This window comes from Novipirellula rosea (assembly GCF_039541335.1).
GTDB lineage: Bacteria > Planctomycetota > Planctomycetia > Pirellulales > Pirellulaceae > Novipirellula > Novipirellula rosea.
Genome location: NZ_BAABGA010000037.1, coordinates 1 through 17,628 on the forward strand (window position 1 = coordinate 1; position 17,628 = coordinate 17,628).

At 55.0% G+C, this 17,628-nt stretch carries 14 protein-coding genes and 1 CRISPR repeat array (1 of these 15 only partly in view); of the genes, 5 read left to right on the forward strand and 9 right to left on the reverse strand.

The window, feature by feature from the left end; translation table 11 throughout:
- Positions 1-209: 209 nt before the first annotated feature.
- The 3 genes from ABD971_RS15200 to ABD971_RS15210 form a co-directional block, all read right to left on the reverse strand.
- The gene (locus tag ABD971_RS15200; protein ID WP_345323432.1) at positions 210-2,258 is read right to left on the reverse strand and encodes a PTS sugar transporter subunit IIA; all 2,049 of its coding nucleotides are present in this window, start codon (positions 2,256-2,258) and stop codon (positions 210-212) included.
- Positions 2,259-2,466: 208 nt separating this feature from the next.
- A complete protein-coding gene (locus ABD971_RS15205) occupies positions 2,467-2,967 on the reverse strand; it encodes a hypothetical protein (RefSeq protein ID WP_339936796.1) in 501 nt (166 codons plus the stop codon).
- Positions 2,968-3,001: 34 nt separating this feature from the next.
- Positions 3,002-3,196, reverse strand: coding sequence for a Flp family type IVb pilin (locus tag ABD971_RS15210; RefSeq protein WP_339936798.1), 195 nt, complete (start codon positions 3,194-3,196; stop codon positions 3,002-3,004).
- A gap of 430 nt (positions 3,197-3,626) precedes the next feature.
- On the opposite strand from ABD971_RS15210, the gene ABD971_RS15215 reads away from it, so the two are divergent.
- From ABD971_RS15215 to ABD971_RS15225, 3 genes are read left to right on the forward strand one after another with little or no spacing between them, the layout of a single operon-like run.
- The gene (locus tag ABD971_RS15215) at positions 3,627-5,396 is read left to right on the forward strand and encodes a hypothetical protein (RefSeq protein WP_345323436.1); all 1,770 of its coding nucleotides are present in this window, start codon (positions 3,627-3,629) and stop codon (positions 5,394-5,396) included.
- A complete protein-coding gene (locus ABD971_RS15220; RefSeq protein ID WP_345323438.1) occupies positions 5,393-6,673 on the forward strand; it encodes a CNNM domain-containing protein in 1,281 nt (426 codons plus the stop codon). Before ABD971_RS15215 ends, ABD971_RS15220 begins: the two co-directional genes overlap by 4 nt.
- Positions 6,670-7,611: a CNNM domain-containing protein gene (locus ABD971_RS15225; protein WP_345323440.1), complete on the forward strand. Its 942-nt coding sequence runs from the start codon at positions 6,670-6,672 to the stop codon at positions 7,609-7,611. The genes ABD971_RS15220 and ABD971_RS15225 overlap by 4 nt, the downstream gene beginning before the upstream one ends.
- A gap of 16 nt (positions 7,612-7,627) precedes the next feature.
- On the opposite strand, the gene ABD971_RS15230 is transcribed toward ABD971_RS15225, so the two are convergent.
- Together ABD971_RS15230 and ABD971_RS15235 are read right to left on the reverse strand one after the other, a co-directional pair.
- Positions 7,628-7,918 carry a hypothetical protein gene (locus ABD971_RS15230; protein WP_345323442.1) on the reverse strand — a complete coding sequence of 97 codons (291 nt, stop codon included), beginning with the start codon at positions 7,916-7,918 and terminating at the stop codon, positions 7,628-7,630.
- A gap of 206 nt (positions 7,919-8,124) precedes the next feature.
- Entirely contained in the window at positions 8,125-9,042 is a 918-nt protein-coding gene (locus ABD971_RS15235; RefSeq protein WP_345323444.1) for a tetratricopeptide repeat protein, read from the reverse strand.
- Positions 9,043-9,265: 223 nt separating this feature from the next.
- Here ABD971_RS15235 and ABD971_RS15240 point away from each other — a divergent pair, with 223 nt between their 5' ends.
- Positions 9,266-9,703, forward strand: a complete 438-nt coding sequence (locus ABD971_RS15240; protein WP_339936811.1) for a hypothetical protein — start codon at positions 9,266-9,268, stop codon at positions 9,701-9,703.
- 274 nt (positions 9,704-9,977) lie between these two features.
- On the opposite strand, the gene ABD971_RS15245 is transcribed toward ABD971_RS15240, so the two are convergent.
- From ABD971_RS15245 to ABD971_RS15255, 3 genes are all read right to left on the reverse strand, one after another.
- The gene (locus ABD971_RS15245; RefSeq protein WP_339936813.1) at positions 9,978-10,484 is read right to left on the reverse strand and encodes a Fur family transcriptional regulator; all 507 of its coding nucleotides are present in this window, start codon (positions 10,482-10,484) and stop codon (positions 9,978-9,980) included.
- A 211-nt stretch (positions 10,485-10,695) separates the two neighbouring features.
- Positions 10,696-10,968, reverse strand: a complete 273-nt coding sequence (locus tag ABD971_RS15250) for a flagellar biosynthesis anti-sigma factor FlgM (protein WP_339936815.1) — start codon at positions 10,966-10,968, stop codon at positions 10,696-10,698.
- Positions 10,969-11,427: 459 nt separating this feature from the next.
- Positions 11,428-13,524, reverse strand: coding sequence for a spermidine synthase (locus ABD971_RS15255; RefSeq protein WP_345323448.1), 2,097 nt, complete (start codon positions 13,522-13,524; stop codon positions 11,428-11,430).
- Positions 13,525-13,730: 206 nt separating this feature from the next.
- On the opposite strand from ABD971_RS15255, the gene ABD971_RS15260 reads away from it, so the two are divergent.
- Positions 13,731-14,660, forward strand: coding sequence for a cation diffusion facilitator family transporter (locus ABD971_RS15260; RefSeq protein ID WP_345323450.1), 930 nt, complete (start codon positions 13,731-13,733; stop codon positions 14,658-14,660).
- A 165-nt stretch (positions 14,661-14,825) separates the two neighbouring features.
- Here the strand turns inward: ABD971_RS15260 and ABD971_RS15265 are convergent, their stop codons facing one another.
- Positions 14,826-15,473: a hypothetical protein gene (locus ABD971_RS15265; RefSeq protein WP_345323452.1), complete on the reverse strand. Its 648-nt coding sequence runs from the start codon at positions 15,471-15,473 to the stop codon at positions 14,826-14,828.
- Between the two features lie 145 nt (positions 15,474-15,618).
- A CRISPR array of direct repeats spans positions 15,619-17,628; the repeat unit is 36 nt; unit sequence GTGCTCAACGCCGAGTGGCGTTAACGGATCAATCAC; it runs 176 nt beyond the window's last position.

A 17,628-nucleotide genomic window follows, 5' to 3' on the forward strand; every position in this document is an offset into this window, starting at 1 on the left:
ACTCTTGTCATGACAGCAAATGGAGCCTTGTTAACAAACCGATCAAAGACTTTAGATGACACCGCGAACCTCCGTGTAGTGTAAAACACGGTAATACACGACAATCAAGCCACAGCGATACCCTTACAGCCCTGGGCTTCCAGCCTGTCATCAGGTGCAGACCTTGCCGGATGACAGGAACCGACGACAGGCTAGAAGCCTATTCTACACTAGCCAGGCAGGCTGCTGGCGGATTCGTTTGGCGTTTCCGCCGCATCGAGCGCCGCAAGATGCTCTTTCTTGAAAAAGCGATTTGCCAGAATACGGATCGGTACCAACAGCGTGATGAACAGCGGAAAGACAATCGCGATCGCACTGCTTTTGATGACCCATAGGACCGCCAAGCAGGCGAGTTGCAACAGGGTGTAAAGATGCACGACCCGTTTAGGGACACGTCGCATGTAGTGTGCTTGGGGGTACAGACTGCTTTCCATAGGCAGCAGCGTTAGCCGCTCGAGGAACTGATTTCCCTTCATCGATACCAGCCCCATGAACAGGAAGACGCCGTACAGTACCGCCATCGGAACCATCTTTAATAACGCCAATGCGATCAGCGACCCGCCGATACCCAGATGAATGAGTAAACCGGTCAAGCGTGTTTCGCGGACGTGAATGACCCGGTCGCGTCGCTCGCCGCTTCGCGTCACCACCTCTTCGACATCCGCCAAGCTGCGAATGTGATTCAGCGATCGCACGGTGGCCGCAACCAACCATGGAAGTCCAAACAGGCTGAAGACACCGGTCAGCACGCCGATCACGCCGAGGTCCCAGTGATACGCGGGCCCTTTCTGCAGTCGATGATCCGGGCTGTTGACCAAGCGAGCGGTGATGTTTTGGTCCAGGAAGATCAGCACGGCACCCAGTAGTCCCGGGATTGCGGAGGCAAGCCATACCCATTGTGGCGCATCCATTGGATTGACGAACCATGATCGTCCGCCATGAAGCGAGGGGGCAAATTCATTGGGGATATCGAGTTTTGCCAGTTCCACATTGCTCAGCCAAAACGCGACCGCACTCATTGCGACCAATGCAATCGTGGGGCCAAAGTCGCCCAGCAGTTCACGCATCCACGGCAATAAAAAACGACTGCGGCGGAACGCTTGCAGGTTCATTGCCAAGTACAGGGTTCCAAGTGCTAGCAGCAGCGTCAGCAACGCATGCGACGGGTTGGCGACATCGTTGATGTCTTGGGATTCGCGGGCCAGCGACGAGAGGGCTTCGTAGATATAGATCACCGAGATCAATGCCGCAAAGATTTCGTCGGTGAAACGCGTAAAGAATCGCATCAACGCGCTTGCGTCGGTAACCGCTAACAGGATCGTCAAACCGCCGGCCCACAGACTGACGCAAGCGTACGTCGGTAAAAAAGGGATTTCGAGTTGTACGCATAAAGTGTAAAGCGTCGTGATGAACACCAACAACGGGCCGGTGGTCCCGATGATGATGAGGGGTTGACCCGAAAACAACGCATACAAGACTCCGCCGATCGAGGCTGCTAAAATCGTCTCGACTGCTCCGATTTGTCCGCCGGTCGCCACGCCCATGATCCCGCCAAACGTGACGGTCGGGGCCAAACAGGCAAAGAACAAAAACATGATCGAAGCGATGCTTTTGCCATGCACCCCATCGCGAAAATCGGAAAAGTAGTATGGCAGTCGGTGGCGAAAATCGTCGATCAATCCGCCCGCAACGCGACCCGTCCAACGCAACCCCTTGTGAACGTCGACTTCCGCTACCGGTGCGGTTGGAGCAATCCGAGTCTGAAAATGCTGGAACGCTTCGGTTAGCCCTGCCGCGTCCTTGGCATGGCGAAGTTCGTAACGCGCCTCCGAATCGCTCATAAAACGAGCAATCGCGGCCAGCGTGTCGATATGACGCCGCGCGGCTTGGTCAGGACCGACTAGCAAGAAGATGTACGAAACCCCGACACCGTCCAGCGCTCCCGCATTGATCGGGTGCCGCAAGCGGGCAAAAACAACCAGCGGTTCGGTTAAGATTTCGCTATAGGCATGCGGTACCGCAACAGCCTGTCCAATCGCCGTGGCCGCGGTGTGCTCTCGCTGCAACAGCAATGAGAGAATGGGATCTCGTTGCTCGGTGGCGATCGTTCCGCGGCGAGCAAGTTCATGGCAGATCTTACCCAGCGCCTCATCAAGGCTCGATGCTTCAAGGTCCAGGATGCATCGATCCTCGCTGAAAGATTTTTCGAGCAACTCCATGCTGTCTTGTCCACTTTCGCGTTGATTCGGTCAGGATGTCGCCTAAGAGTATGCCATATCGGGAGGCATGCGACGATTACAGAAGCCGTGATTGACGAACCAAAATGAAAAAGGACGCCAAAATTGACACATCTCGGCGTTGGTCAGCAGCCTAGGAACGAGCTTATTTCGCTGGCGATTAACGAAAAGGGCTTAGTCGATCATCCGACTACAGAAGAACGTCAACGACTTCTTTGGACGAATCCGCTGTTTTGCGTGGGCCTGTTGGGTTCTGCGATTCTTCTCGCAGTACCAGCAGTTCCGCGCGGACTTCATTGAACAATTCCGCGATATCGCTCCAGTGATCATGTTCACGAAAGTTCAAGGGACGTGGGCTCTCACCCGCGATCAAGCGTTGCAATTCGCCTCGCAGTCGACAGATCGGACCGGCAAATCGGTTCGTGGTGGCCAGCAGGTCGTAGGCTGCAATCGGCAAAATGACAAACAGACCTGGGATCCAGGTAATCGCGTCATCAAGACACTCGATCATCCGTTGGTTTGTGGTGCCCTCGCGATCGGACAGGAAAACAGTACAGCAGAAGACGACGCTGTAGTACAGGACCGCGGCAAACGCGTAGAGTGCCACGCGGCGTAAAATGGCCCCTTGGACATGCGGATCGGCAATCACATGTTTGCGAGTCGAATTCGACGAAAATCGTTTCAGGTCCATCACATTTTGTCCGCAGAATTGTCCGTTGTTAGCACTAGCTGCCGAACGCACCGTCAATCGCATTGCCCGACGTCACGAAACTCTCTTGGGTCTTGGTGGCCAAGAACGAGACCGAGCTGATGCAAACGGCGAGAATCAACGCCAGCATCACCGCGTACTCGACGGCCGTTGGGCCGTCTTCTTCGCGTAAAAATTCGACGACCGCACGTTTGTAGGATGGCTTGATCATGATGGTAAGTTCTTGTCTGTATTGCATCGCGTTGCTGGCTTGCCCCAAGCACGTTCATTAAAAGCCAGCCATTCGCTTTTAATACATTCTTCGAAACTTGTGCTCTGTTATCAAAACCATAGTGCGCTGTGGCGCGTAGTACGGGGGGCTTCCGTAGGGTCGTGCTGATTTTGTGCGATAGATGGTCGAAGAGGCTGGATTTGCCGATTAGATTGATCATTCATCACATACTCAGCCCGGTGGGGGATTCCCCTAGGATTGGTGTTCCATTTTTAACAGCGGCCTCGGGGGGCATCTCTCGCAAAAAGGGCCTCCAAAACGCCCGCCAATGGCGGCCAGAGACGAATCGATGGTGGCTGTATCGCCACGATGGGTTTGTTAACCTGTAGACAATCGTCTTTTTCCTCAATCACCGCCACGTAACATCAGCATGCTCGGACCCGTATTTAATCGCGAAGCGTTGGTCGTCCCGAAACGGCCCAAGACTTACCTCAGTCGAGGCGTCTACGTGCTGGTGCTGTTTTTGCTGCTATGCACGGGTTATTTGGTGCTCGACGGCTCGCGATCGCTGTTGACGACTTCCGATTCGGCTCGTTTTGGCGGTTGGATGTTCGCCTTGTTGTCGCCATTGCAATTTTTGGTGCTCAGCAGTTTGGCGGCGGTCGGAGCCGCCAGTAGTGTCGCACAGGAAAAAGATCGCCGTACCCTGATACTGCTATTGATGACGCGGCTGAGTGGTTTTGAGGTCGTGGTAGGCAAATTGACGGCCAGTCTGCTCGGTCCGCTCTCGATGCTGGTTTGTGCCTTGCCTCTGTTTTTGGTGCTGCCACTGCTTGGTGGCGTCTCGCCCGCACAAGTGCTAAGCGTATTTGTGGTCACCGCCGCAACCATTGTGTTTGCCGGTTCGGTCGGTACCGTCGTGGGGTTGTGGCGAGAGAAAACGTTTCAAGCGATCGCGCTGACGGTGTTGTTGTTACTGATGTACATGGCAATCGCCGAGATGGTTGCGGTCATCGGCGGGGTTCCCGAGACCATCGCGTTGGCGCTGAGTCCGCCTCGAGCTCTGCTGGCCGCCGCCTCGCCATTAGCCAGCCTGTCGAGCGAGACGGCGATCGGGATCACCTACTTTGTCGGCGTGTCGGTCTGTATGTCGATCGCGACATTGTTGTTTGGCGTGATGAAGGTTCGAATTTGGAACCCGTCGCGTGACGTTCGCTTGAAAGCACCTGAACCGGAAACGTCCGAAGAACTACGCGAGTATTCTGAACCAGCAACCTGGAAAGTGCGTCAGGCGCGTCAGGTGTGGAAGAATCCAATTTTGTGGCGCGAGATCATGACCTGGGCTTACGGCCGCAAAGTGGTGGTGATCCGAGTCGCCTTTGTTGCATTGTTCTTGTTGGTTACCGGCGCCCTTTATTTTCAAATTGAAAGCGGAGTGGCGATGGAACCCGCTGGCCGAATCGGTCGCGCTCTGCCGGCGGCGACGTTGCCATTGGCGGCATTGGGCGTGATTAGTTTGGTGTTGGTGAACGCGTTGGCGGTCAATGCCGTTACGGGGGAGCGTGATGGATTGGCTCTGGACTTGTTGTTGGTGACCGATCTTTCGCCGAGTGAATTTGTGTTTGGCAAATTGCTGGGGGTGCTTTATGTTGCTAAAGAAATGATCCTGCTGCCGCTTGCGTTGGTCGTTTATTTGGCGGCCAACGGCGTCATGACGGTCGAGAATGCGACGTATATCTTTGTCGGTGCGATCACGTTGTATGTGTTTGTTTCGATGTTGGGCATCCACTCGGCCCTGAACTATGTGGCCGGACGGACCGCCACGCTGGCGAGTCTTGGGACGGTCTTTTTTCTTTGTGTTGGTATTGCGATTTGCATGACGATCATGGTCAGTTTCCGTGGCGCATTCCAGCTTCAATTGGCCCCCTTCTTGGTGATGATTCTCGGAGGTGGAGCGGCGCTTTTCGCTTCCCTTGGGTGGCGGAACCCGTCGTCGGCCATCTTTGCCGCTTCCTTCTTGTTGCCCTTGATCACGTTTTACGCGATCACTCAGTTCTTGTTGCAAACCGACCATCTGTTTGTCGTGTTTTCGTTGGTCGTCGGTTACGGATTTACAACCGCCGCGATGATGATTCCTGCATTGAGCGAGTTTGATGTGTCGCTTGACCGCGATCGCGGCGCCGGTGGAGATTCCGCTTGAGTTCCCTGTTAGCGGCTTGGGGATGGCTGCTGGTGATGGGAGTGTTGATCCTGCTAAGCGCACTCTTTAGCGGCAGCGAAGCCGCCTTTTTTTCGTTGCCTCATCGCGAGCGTTTGCGACTGAAACGCCGCGGCGTGACAGGACGAATGGCCGCATCCATGTTGGATGATTCGGATCGCTTGCTGTCTGCCATCTTGTTTTGGAATCTGTTGATCAACATGACGTACTTTGCGATCGCGTCGATCGTTGGTACCAAGTTGCAAGACGATCCGGCGGGCGGTTCGTCGCTAGCGGTCGGGTTCACCGCCGGAAGTTTGATGATGATCATCTTCTTTAGCGAGATGTTGCCCAAAAGTATTGCGGTGCTCGCTCCGGCGCGGTTGTGTTTGCTTGTCGCTCCGCCGCTGAACATCGCGGTCAAAATCGTTGGGCCGGTGTTGCCGCTGGTCAAAACCACCAACCTTGCCGTTAGCCGTTTGATTTGGCCGTCGTTTCGCCCCGAGCCTGAAATCGATCTTGCCGATATTGAACGAGCCATTGAATTGGGGACCGACGATGCGGCGCTGCTGCAACGCGAGCGAATCGTGCTGTCGGGGCTCGTCGAAATGGCGGAAATTCGCGTTGCGGAACTGATGCGGCTGCGGAGCAAATTGCAGTTGTATACCGTTGACGAAGTGCATCAGATTCTCAGCCAAGATCAACCGCTAAACGGTTACGTCTTGATCACCGATACCGATGGACAATCAATCAACGCCGCCATCAGCGTCCGGTTGTTGCGGCCCAGCCAGATCGATGACCTCGCCAATGCGATGGAACCGGTGATCTATGTCCCCTGGTCGGCGCGAGTGTCCCAAGTGCTCGACCAACTCAACGACGACGACCGCAGTGTGGCTGTGGTTGTGAACGAGTTTGGCGAAGTGATTGGGGCGGTCACGATTGACGATATCCTGCAATACGTTTTTGCTTCGCGGCACACGCACGAGATGGATACGATTGGCGAAGCGACCATCCAAATGCTCGAAGAAAATCACTACCGGGTCCACGGATCCGCCAGCGCGCGTGCGCTCGCCAAGCGATTGGGGATCGAAACGGTCGAAGAGGGAGTGACCACGGTGGCAGGGTTGATCCAGCGGCATAACGAACGGCTGCCGCGAGTCGGTGATCGTGCTCCGCTAGATCGCTACACGCTCGAAGTCGTCGAAGAAAAGGACGATGCCGTCTGGATCGATGTTCGCGTGGTGGATGAGCGTCTCGATTCGCCGGAGACAACATCATGATTATCGCGATCTTGATCTTTGCGGTGGGGCTGCTGCTGAGCGCGTTTTTTAGTGGTAGCGAAACGGGGCTGTACCGCGTATCACGAACCCGTTTGGTGCTCGATGGGCTCAGTGGTTCACGTATGGCGCGAGGCGTCGTGTGGCTGTTGAATCATCCTGCGATCTTTGTCGCGACGATGTTGGTCGGTAACAATATCGCCAACTATCTGGTCAGTCTTGCGATCGTGATGGCAGCACTGATTTTGTTTGGTGTCGATACCAGTGCCGAGCTGATCGGTCCGGTGCTGATGACGCCTGTCGTATTTGTACTCGGCGAACTGTTGCCGAAGTACTTGTTCTTTCACGCCCCCTATCGGTTGCTGCGAGCGACCCGCCCTGCCCTGCTGGTGGCCACCCTGCTGTTTGCCCCGGTCACGATCCTGTTGGGATTGCTTGGTAACGCGCTGCGATTGCTGACCGGCGAGACCCCGTTTCGCGTGCGATTGACCATGGCTCGCGGTGAATTGGATCAAGTTTTACGAGACGGTCACGAAGCCGGTATCCTTGCGGCCGGCCAGCGTGTGTTGGCACAAAACTTGTTCGAAGTCGGCAATCAGCCTGCCGTGTCGTTCGGAGTGCCGCCGCAACGATTGGCGATCGTGCAAGCTCCGGTCAATGTTTCCGAAGCGAAACAACAAGCTCGCCGCCGCAACCATCCCATCGTGCTGGTCCAGCGAGGCGGACGGATTATCGGGTTTTTGCGTTACGCCGATTTGTGTGTCGCCAATCCACGAGTCGATATCAAACCGGTCATTCGTGGACGAACCACCGATCGACATCTGCGGATTTTGTTGCGACTGTATGATGCCGCAAGTGATGTGGCAGTGTTATTCGATGATCACGGTGATATGCGATCGGTGGTCACTCGCCGGCAATTGCTGCAGCCGCTGATCAAGTAGTTTTGACGGCGCTCGGTCACTTGGAATAACCGAGCGTTCCGATCACCATCAACATCTCGTCACAGGTGATGTAACGGCGGTGATGTTCCAATTTGTACTGGTCGATGGCAACCGCGAGTTGACGTCCCTCTTCGGAGAGTCCGCTGTGCGAGCTGCCGAATTGACGACGCTCTCCTCGTGGCTTGGATGCGTCTTTGGCTCGACGATCGACAAAAGCATCGTGAGTGGACGCGGGTTGGCTCGACACCGAAAAGTTTTCCGGAGTTACCGCTGACAGATAGTTTGTAGGCACATTGGGTTGTTGCATCAGTTCACTCTTAACTAGATGAGCATGGTAATCCGTTAAAAGCCTACCTTGCAAAATAGCAGGACGCGGTGTTCGCGTCTCTTTTCGCGGAGGTTTCTCGTTTTCAGTGAACGAAGACACACGGTGCCGAGTGGAATAACCGGTACCATCGACATAACACGTCGCGGAAACCGGTTGCGACGGAGTGATTCGCAACCGCAATTGCGTTATCGCAGACTCGCGGGCGTGTTGATTCCATGTTCTTCGTTGGCCAGCCGCTCTTGTTGTTTTTTGACTTCGTTCGCCCAGTTCGCCTCGCCGCCTAGTGCGTTGGGGCCTACGAGGGTGGGGTTCAGTTTCAGGGCCATCGCGAGCGATTCTTTGGCGGCTTCGACGTTGCCTTGATCCAACAGCAGCGTGGCGAGTTCTAGACGCGCGGTCGAGTCGCTGGGATCTTTCTCGGTCGCACGCACGAAACACTTTTGAGCCTCGTCGCTGCGTCCAAGTTGTCGCATCGCAATCCCTTGCAGCACATCGGCGCGAGCCGGTGTCGCATCGGTTCCCATTCCGTCTTGCAACCGATCAAGCGTCGCTAGCAGGCGTCCATAGCGATGGTCTTGGTGGTAAATTTCTGCCGCCTGCAGTTGGACTTCGGGGAAATCGGGTTGCAGTGCCAACGCACGATGATACGCAGCCAGTGCGTCGGGCAGTTGGCCTGCCGCGAGCAAACAATCGCCTCGCAGCGCCCACACGTCCGCCGAGGTGCGAGCCGTTGCCAGTGCAGCAAGACTTTGCTGCTGAGCCTCTTGGTCGCGTCCCACTTCCAAGTACATGCGGCCAAGTCGCTGGACTCGTTTGGGGTCGCTGGCGCTAAGCCGGACCGCTTGTTCCATGTGCTCAATCGCCGCGTCATGTTCGCCTCGTTGCCAAAGCGATTCCGCGAGTCCCCAATGGGCACGGTCATCGGCACGAGAAACATCCAAGGCGTCGCTGAAGAGCGTTTCGGCGACATCCCACTGGTTGTTGTGCATGGCCTTAAAACCCTGGCCCGACAACCGCCGAGCCGCAATCGATTGTCGACTTTCACCGATCCGCCGAATCGAGCGGCAGCCGGCTAACGCCAACACCGCTATCATCAGTATCATGAGGGCGAAATTCGATTTCATTTCAGGGCGATCGCGTTGGGAAAAGAACGTTCTTTGCTCCTTTTAGCAAGATTTCCCTGTTAAAAGCAATGTAAAGATCGCTGATCGGGGCCACTTCCGCAGCTCTTCTTGGCAATGTCCTTTTCCTGACCAACGTCCCTTCCACGGCGGGGTTCGGCATCGTCGATCTTCTCCGTCCACTACGCAAATTCAAAACGAGAAAATGCCAGCAACTTTTGACGAATTCGGACTTCGTTTCCTGTATCCCGATAACTGGACATCCGTGGTTGACGAGGAAGAAGGGGGCAACAGTGCGACCCTGCAGCTGCCCAGCGGTGGATTCTGTTCAATCGTCCGTGACCAGAGTCAGAATCTGGACGAGCAGCTTGTCGACGAGATCCGCGATGCCATCATCGTCGAATACAACGAGGTCGAATCAGAGATCCTGCCCATCGATTCCTTTTTTGACAACGGCTTGGCGGTCGATCTGAAATTCTACTATCTCGATCTGCTGATCATGCTGCGGACCATCGTGACCCGGATCGCTGGACAGCGGTTTGTGATCCAGATCCAAGCCGAGAGTCGCGACTTTGATGCCAACGAAATGGTCTTCGGCGCCATTTTGAAACAGCTCCGCGAATGCGATCCCAGCGACGACTAAATCGTTGATCGCTACACGGTCATCAACGTTGTTACGTTAGCCGTTTGGGCGCTAGCCCCGGTTAGCAGGCGACGAAACCGTGGCTAGCGCCAAAGCGGCCAACTAAATCAGCAGTCTGCTTCGTCGCTGGTAACGGCAATAGGGCGGATGAAAAACTCACCCCTATTACCGAATGTCAACCGCAAAGACTTAGTCGTTCAGGCTCGCGCCGCGAGCGTTACCAAAGAAGGCGGCGTTGGCGCCGCGCCGCACTGCCACGAAAAGCCACTCTGGACTAGACCAGGTCTTGCTTTCGCTTTTTGCGGCGGTTCTTGCTGCATTCGCGGCACACGCCGTGGATGATCATGCGGTGACCCGAGATGCGGAATCCATGCTCGACGCCGATTTCTTCCAGCAGCTTGGTGAGTGGTTCGCTCTGGAACTCGAACAGCTCGCGACAACGTGTGCAGTACAGATGGTCGTGCTGAGGGTAACCGTAATCGTGTTCGTAGACCGTGCGTCCCTCGAGCTGGAAGCTTTTCAGCAGCCCGGCGTCGACAAATTCACGCAGCGTACGATAGACCGTCGCGCTGCTGACATAGTTCTTGGCCCCTTTGCGAGGCAAGCGGTCAATCAGTTCGTCGGCATCAAAATGGTCGTGATGGCTAAAGACTTGATCCACCAACGTTTTCCGTTGGCTGGTTTGTCGAAGCCCACGCGTTTGCAAATACTCCTCAAAACGCTCTTGAGGGGTTAGCGAAACGTCAATCGGCTGAAGCGAAGGAGATGATGAGTCTGACACGTTGACAAGTATTGGCGGTAGCGTCGGTGCATTGCGGGGCGAATTTCGCCGTCCCAACAGAGGAAACAGCTCGCGGTGGTCCTCTTCAAAGAGTACACCAATTCTGCGAGCTGTTTGAATGCCCTAACACTGTCTTACCGCATATTTTCGACTTTGACCACGCCGAATCGGGGAAAACCGATTCGGGATCGCTCGTGCGAGTGTCACTGCACTATGCGAACTGGTCTAACATCCGCTCCAAAGCGGCGTCCATCTTCTCAGGTGTGTCGTAATTGCCGCTGGCAATTTGGCGACGAAGGTCGGCCACACGGTCGATGCGGATCTCTCCGCCACCGGCGATCGCACCCTCAAGTCGGTTGACGCCCGATGCCGCACTGCTGATGTCGAGTTGATCCACAGGAGCTGCGGATTTCTTCGGCGTCGCTAGATTGGGGGTCGGGGATTGGGTTCGTTGTGCCCCACCTGCGTTTTGCGAGGCGGACATACGAAAAGGGCCAAAAATTTGCATAATCTGATTGCTCCCGTTTGGGACTGGTGACTCCCATCAAACCACCCGTAACTCAGTGATGAGTCGCCGTGGGTTAGTTCGATGGATGCGAAAGCGCGTGAATTGACCGGGCCTATCCAGCAAAATCTTCCTTGAGATCACTTGATTTTGACCGTTTCCGCTTCGGTCGTCAGCGCCGCTATCCTTGTCCCAGGATGCAATCCGTCGTAGCGAAAAGAGACTTTCGTCAGCGCGAATCGGGCGGAAACATTTGTTTCATCGTCCATCGACCGCGACAACTTCAATCAATTTGATCACCGTGCGGTGCACAAATTGAATCCCAGGGACGCTGCGGAAGTTAGCAAACTCGTGAAACAACGGGCAATACCGGTTTTTCCGACTTCTTGAGCCAATCCAGAAAAGATCGAGAATTTTTTTTTCAAACCCTCAAGTTGCTTACCACAAATTCAGTACGCTGACCAAATTGTGGTGCTGATCGGTCCACAACGGCGCGTCGCGAAGTTGCTCTGCACTCGCTGGTTGAGCCGTATCCATCGCCGGGTGATCCCAGATCGGATTGTCCGCGTCCGCCAAAATGACCCAGCTGGAATTTCGTACGCTGATCGCATCGTCACCGATTCCGTAAACGACTCGGCTCTCCAGCGATGCGTGCTTCGCCAACCGGTGGACCAACGGAACCAGATCGAGATGGTTGTTAGACACATGCACGGCAAATACCCCTTCGGACGCCAACCGGGTGCGATAAAGGTCAAATGCTTCGGTGGTCAAAAGGTGCGCGGGAATCGCATCACTGCTGAAGGCATCCAGCACGATCAGGTCGAAACGATGGTCCTGCATCCGTTCCATCACCAACCGGCCATCCCCGAGATGATGCCGAATTGTCGACGGACAATCACTCATGAAGGTAAAATGTTCGCTAGCGATTCGCTGGATCGCAGGATTGATTTCGATCATGTCGAACTCGTCCTCCGCTCGGCCGTAGCTGGCGAGCACGCCGCAGCCCAGACCGATCACGCTGGTTTTGATCGACGGCGAACGTTCTTGCAGTACCGAGATCACGCGGCCAACACCGCTGTCGTAATAGTAATAGGCGGTCGGTTCTGACGCCGCGTCCCCCGGTCGCTGCATGCCATGAATGGTGCGGCCATGGACCAAATGCGTCCCTTCCTCGTCGCGATGCACTCGCAGTACTCCAAAAAAGTTGCGGTCCGAAGCGATTGCCGAGGCGTGGCCTTTCATCGACAAATCAATGATCGGCAACGCCATCACCACCATCACCACAATCTTGACTCTCCGCGCGGCGTTCCAGTCGTAGTCGGCCAGCTGCCAACCTCGACTGGCGAAAAAGATCACGACGGCTAACGCCGAAGCAAGCGACAACGCCAACGGCAGTTCGGTGAAATTGTTGAATAACAACGGACAAACTACCGCGACAATCAAACCGCCGATCGCACCGCCTGCGGAAAGTAACGCATAGTACTGGGTCAACCACTGTGGCGCCGGCTTCACGCGAGCGACCTCGCCATGACATAACAAACACACGCCCAATAGCAGCACCATGTAACAACTGGCTTCGGTGAGCAGTTGAAACGAGAAGGGCAGCAAATATTTGTTTCGGAGCGCTGCGATCGCCAAGATACTGACTAACGCAATCCATTTTGGTTTGTACCACTGTGGCGAATCAAAGCAGATGATAAAGCTGAGCAGATACAAACTCAGTGGTAGCACCCACAGAAACGGGATCACCGCGACGTCTTGGCAGACGTGATTTGTCACAACAAGCAGCAGCGTTGATGCAAACGCGGGCAGCATGACCCACGCCATTCGGTGTTGCCAGGGGATGGATGTGGAGCTGTTGGAAACGCGTGTGGATTCCGTCGGTTGCTTCTCGCTGCGATCGACGACGCGGAACAACCGAATCGCAACCACGCTTTGAATCAAGACGAAACCACAAAACATCAGTGACCACACTATCGATTGATGTGATACCGATAAAAACGGTTCGACCGCAAAGGGATAGCTCAGCAGTGCTAACAGCGACCCGGCGTTCGAAAGTGCGTAGAGCCGATAGATTTTGTCACTCGAATCTTGGTAGCTAAGCCATGCTTGGATCAGCGGTCCGGTACTGGAGAGCACAAAATAGGGCAGCCCGACGTGACACAACAACATCCAAAGCAAATAGAGTGTTGGTGATTCCGCACCGCTTGGTTTCCAGACATCGGACGGTTCAATCGGCAAGCTTAATGCGGCCGCGCTCAGCAGCGACAAATGGATCGCGCCTTGAATCGCGGGTTTACAATAACTTTTAAGAACGTGCGCATACAAATAGCCTGCAAACAACAGCAGCTGGAAAAACAGCATGCAAGTGGTCCAGACCGCGGGCGTGCCACCAAACCACGGCAATACACACTTACTGATCACCGGTTGGACTTGGAAAACCAAAAACGCGCCAAGCAGTGTGGTCGCGGCAAACCAAAGGGTCGACAATCCGGTTTGTTCCGGTTTTGCGGTCGGAGAGGGACGATGGCTCATGGATTCGTTTTCGCAGGCAACGGTTGAGGCAGGCAAATTACGTAAATGCGGACACGCGTTGGGAAAACCTAGGTTACGGTTCGCCTCCGTGGGGGGATGAATCCGGAAATTGCCCTGGTTCAATTGGGATCGATTAGCGGTACGATAAGCTTGATAATGGACGTTCATCGAAAGCGTCAAACGTCCCCACCTCTGAGTTCTCGCCCTTGTCGATCACCCCACCTCGAGACGAAGCGACCATTGCGGTGCGTCAACGCGTTTACGTCGACGCGGGCCGCGCGGCGGTATGGGGATTGGGCGTCAATGTCGTCTTGGTCATCGCAAAGATGTCGGGCGGGATCGTGACCGGCTCCGCCGCGCTGATTGCCGACGCGGTCAATTCGATCGGAGATGTCGCCAGTGCTCTGGCCGTCCGCGGAGCACTCAGTGTCGCCCAGCGGGAAGAGGACGACGATCATCCCTATGGTCATACCAAAGCCGAATCGATCGCCGGTTTGTGTGTCGCTTTGCTTGTCGCATTTAGTGCAGGATTGTTGGCGATAGAAACCGCAAAGCGATTCGGCGGCGAGCTGCGAGTTCCCGCCGTGTTGGCTGGTTGGATCGCAGCGGTCTGTGCGTTGGTCAAAGAGGTGACGTATCGGTTCACCGCCCGCGTTGCCCAGCGGCTCGATTCATCAGCGCTGCGAGCGACCGCGTGGGATCATCGCAGCGACGCATTGGGATCGGCCGCGGTTGCGATTTCGTTATTGGTGTCGCCGTATGTCGGTGCCTGGGGGCCGTACATCGACCCGATCGCCGCACTGTGTGTTTGTGCGATGTTAGTGATCACTGGGATTCGAATTTTCACCAGCACGGCACGCGAGATGATGGATCAACAAGCGGACGAGGCGACTGTCACGCGAGCTCGCGCCGTCGCCGAAGCGGTCGCGGGTGTGTCGTATGTCGAGAAGTTACGGATTCGCAAAAGTGGACTCGAATTTTTCGTCGAGATCCACGTGCAAGTCCCTGGCGAGATGTCGGTCCAAGAAGGCCACCGAATCGGCCACGACGTGAAAGACATGTTGTTGATCGAAATGCCGCGAGTCCGCGACGTCCACGTCCACATCGAACCCGACACCCACAGCGAAGCGTCCTAAAAAAACTCGTTCCCCAGGCTCTTGCCTGCCGAACCCGTCTTCATTCCCCCGGATCCGCCCACCAAATCGTCTCCCCCAATCATGAGCACGTGGTGTTGAGATCAACGACGTCTGCGAAGACGTCTAAACAATAATCACACCAAAGACCTCTCGGTTTTGCCCCGACTATTTCGATGCATCTTTTGAAGGATGGATGATGGGGGTGAAACCTGCTCGGATCGCTTCGACTGTACTTTTCGGCGTGTGAACTTTCACATTTTGACCATGTTTTGTTGATCCGAGTCGAAAGTAGCCACCTGCTGACCAACGAAACAGGCTTCGTTCGAGCCAAAGGCATGGCGAAGTTTCGTTTGGAAGGCTAACAATTACTCCACCGGGAAGACTTTGTAGCTCGGTTTGGAAAGTCTTCTGTCCGCTGCCCTGCTCCCATCTATCTTGCTGAAGCAATGCGTCGATTCGGTCAATCGAACATCGGCTGCCTAGCTCGTACTGAGGATTTCCGATGAGCCAAGCTTTCTTGAAATCGTTGTAGGCTTGTCGGCGGCATTCGGCGCACGGTCGATGACCTGCGGCCAAGGCAGTCGCTTCATCCAGAAAGAACAGTTCCGTATACTGATTGGGAGTCATCAACGAACGACGGCGGTCCTTGAACTGCAACTGGCAGATGATCCACCGTTTTACACTGCACACCGAACGAGTCAATCGTTTTTGATCATCATGTAAACAGCCGCGGTTGCCCATGAACATGCCGCGATCTGCCACGGCGACAATGTCACTGGTGGGAGAGACCCGGTTCTGCAAAGGCATCTTCATGCGAACTCCTATTTCTAAATTCGAGTGTTGACTGCGACAGCAGTCGCCGGGGACGTTTGATGGGTACGAAGAATCGCGGTGTGTTGGTAACAACACGTCGGAAAGTGGATGGTCTAAAATTTTGCAGGCGTTTCCACGATCGTCGTGCTCCAACGCCGAGTGGCGTTAACGGATCAATCACACGCTTGCGACCAATTTGTCGGCAACCCCACAAGCAGTGCTCAACGCCGAGTGGCGTTAACGGATCAATCACATTCATTTCCGCTCGATCGGCGCGATCGGTGTTGACGTGCTCAACGCCGAGTGGCGTTAACGGATCAATCACTCGTCGCCACGACGACAACGGGCGTGTTTCGGTATTAGTGCTCAACGCCGAGTGGCGTTAACGGATCAATCACTGAAACGGGTGGCGGGGTGGCTAGGTGGGATTGTGCTCAACGCCGAGTGGCGTTAACGGATCAATCACATTGCTGTACGTGATATAGACGTTGCCACGATCGTCGTGCTCAACGCCGAGTGGCGTTAACGGATCAATCACCTCCTCTGGCAGTCCTTTGAGTCGCGTATCAAACTTTGTCGGCAGTGCTCAACGCCGAGTGGCGTTAACGGATCAATCACAGTGCCGGAAGTTATAGCGGCGTCGGTGGAACGAGTGCTCAACGCCGAGTGGCGTTAACGGATCAATCACGCCGGTGTGGTAAAGGTATTCAACCGTTAAATCGTGCTCAACGCCGAGTGGCGTTAACGGATCAATCACACCAAACGTCGAAATAGATATGGGCTGGGATATTGTGCTCAACGCCGAGTGGCGTTAACGGATCAATCACTTGGCCTGCGACTTCATGATCTCGGCGATCTTTTTGTGCTCAACGCCGAGTGGCGTTAACGGATCAATCACCGCGTTGCTCGTCAAACGCTTTGTGATTTCTCGTTAAGTGCTCAACGCCGAGTGGCGTTAACGGATCAATCACACACAACGGAGCCGCGTTTCGCTGATCGCAAAGAGTGCTCAACGCCGAGTGGCGTTAACGGATCAATCACGTGATCGTGGGGAGTTGCCGCCAATCGGTGAAAATGTGCTCAACGCCGAGTGGCGTTAACGGATCAATCACTTCTGTTGCCGTCAAAAAATAGGCGTCGTCAATCGTGCTCAACGCCGAGTGGCGTTAACGGATCAATCACCTGGATGAACCAACGTTTGCGGTGACTTGTTGAGTGCTCAACGCCGAGTGGCGTTAACGGATCAATCACTGGCAGTGCGTTGTCGCCCATCCACGGCTGGATGTCGTGCTCAACGCCGAGTGGCGTTAACGGATCAATCACGGCAGGAAATTCGCGTGATTTACTTTTGATGTTTGGTGCTCAACGCCGAGTGGCGTTAACGGATCAATCACTTGCTCGAAACGCTGACCTTTGAAATGCAGCTGACGATGTGCTCAACGCCGAGTGGCGTTAACGGATCAATCACTCTGCGTTTCGGACGGCGTTCTCACCGACGTAATACTTGTGCTCAACGCCGAGTGGCGTTAACGGATCAATCACCCTGCCCGTTCGGTACAAGCAGACAGACGGCAGTGTCTGTGCTCAACGCCGAGTGGCGTTAACGGATCAATCACGCTCTACCACTGAGCTACCGCTTCGTAAAAATGCGTGCTCAACGCCGAGTGGCGTTAACGGATCAATCACCGATTTGTAGCCAGTCGGTTTCGGTCATTGCATATCGTGCTCAACGCCGAGTGGCGTTAACGGATCAATCACAAGCGTGTGTTCTTGGCTACTCGATCCAAACTCTGTGCTCAACGCCGAGTGGCGTTAACGGATCAATCACCAAGATTCCTCCGTCGCTGGTGATCGGTTCAAGGTGTGCTCAACGCCGAGTGGCGTTAACGGATCAATCACCAATCGCCTTGCCAAAGAAAGATATCATGGCTGAAGTGCTCAACGCCGAGTGGCGTTAACGGATCAATCACGCTACCCCACAGGCACCCAATGAGCTTTCCACGTTGTGCTCAACGCCGAGTGGCGTTAACGGATCAATCACAAATTGCGACTCGGATTTCTGTTCCTCCCATCACTTCGTGCTCAACGCCGAGTGGCGTTAACGGATCAATCACTTGGTCCAGTCGATCAGCGAGTTCGGGCAACGCGAGTGCTC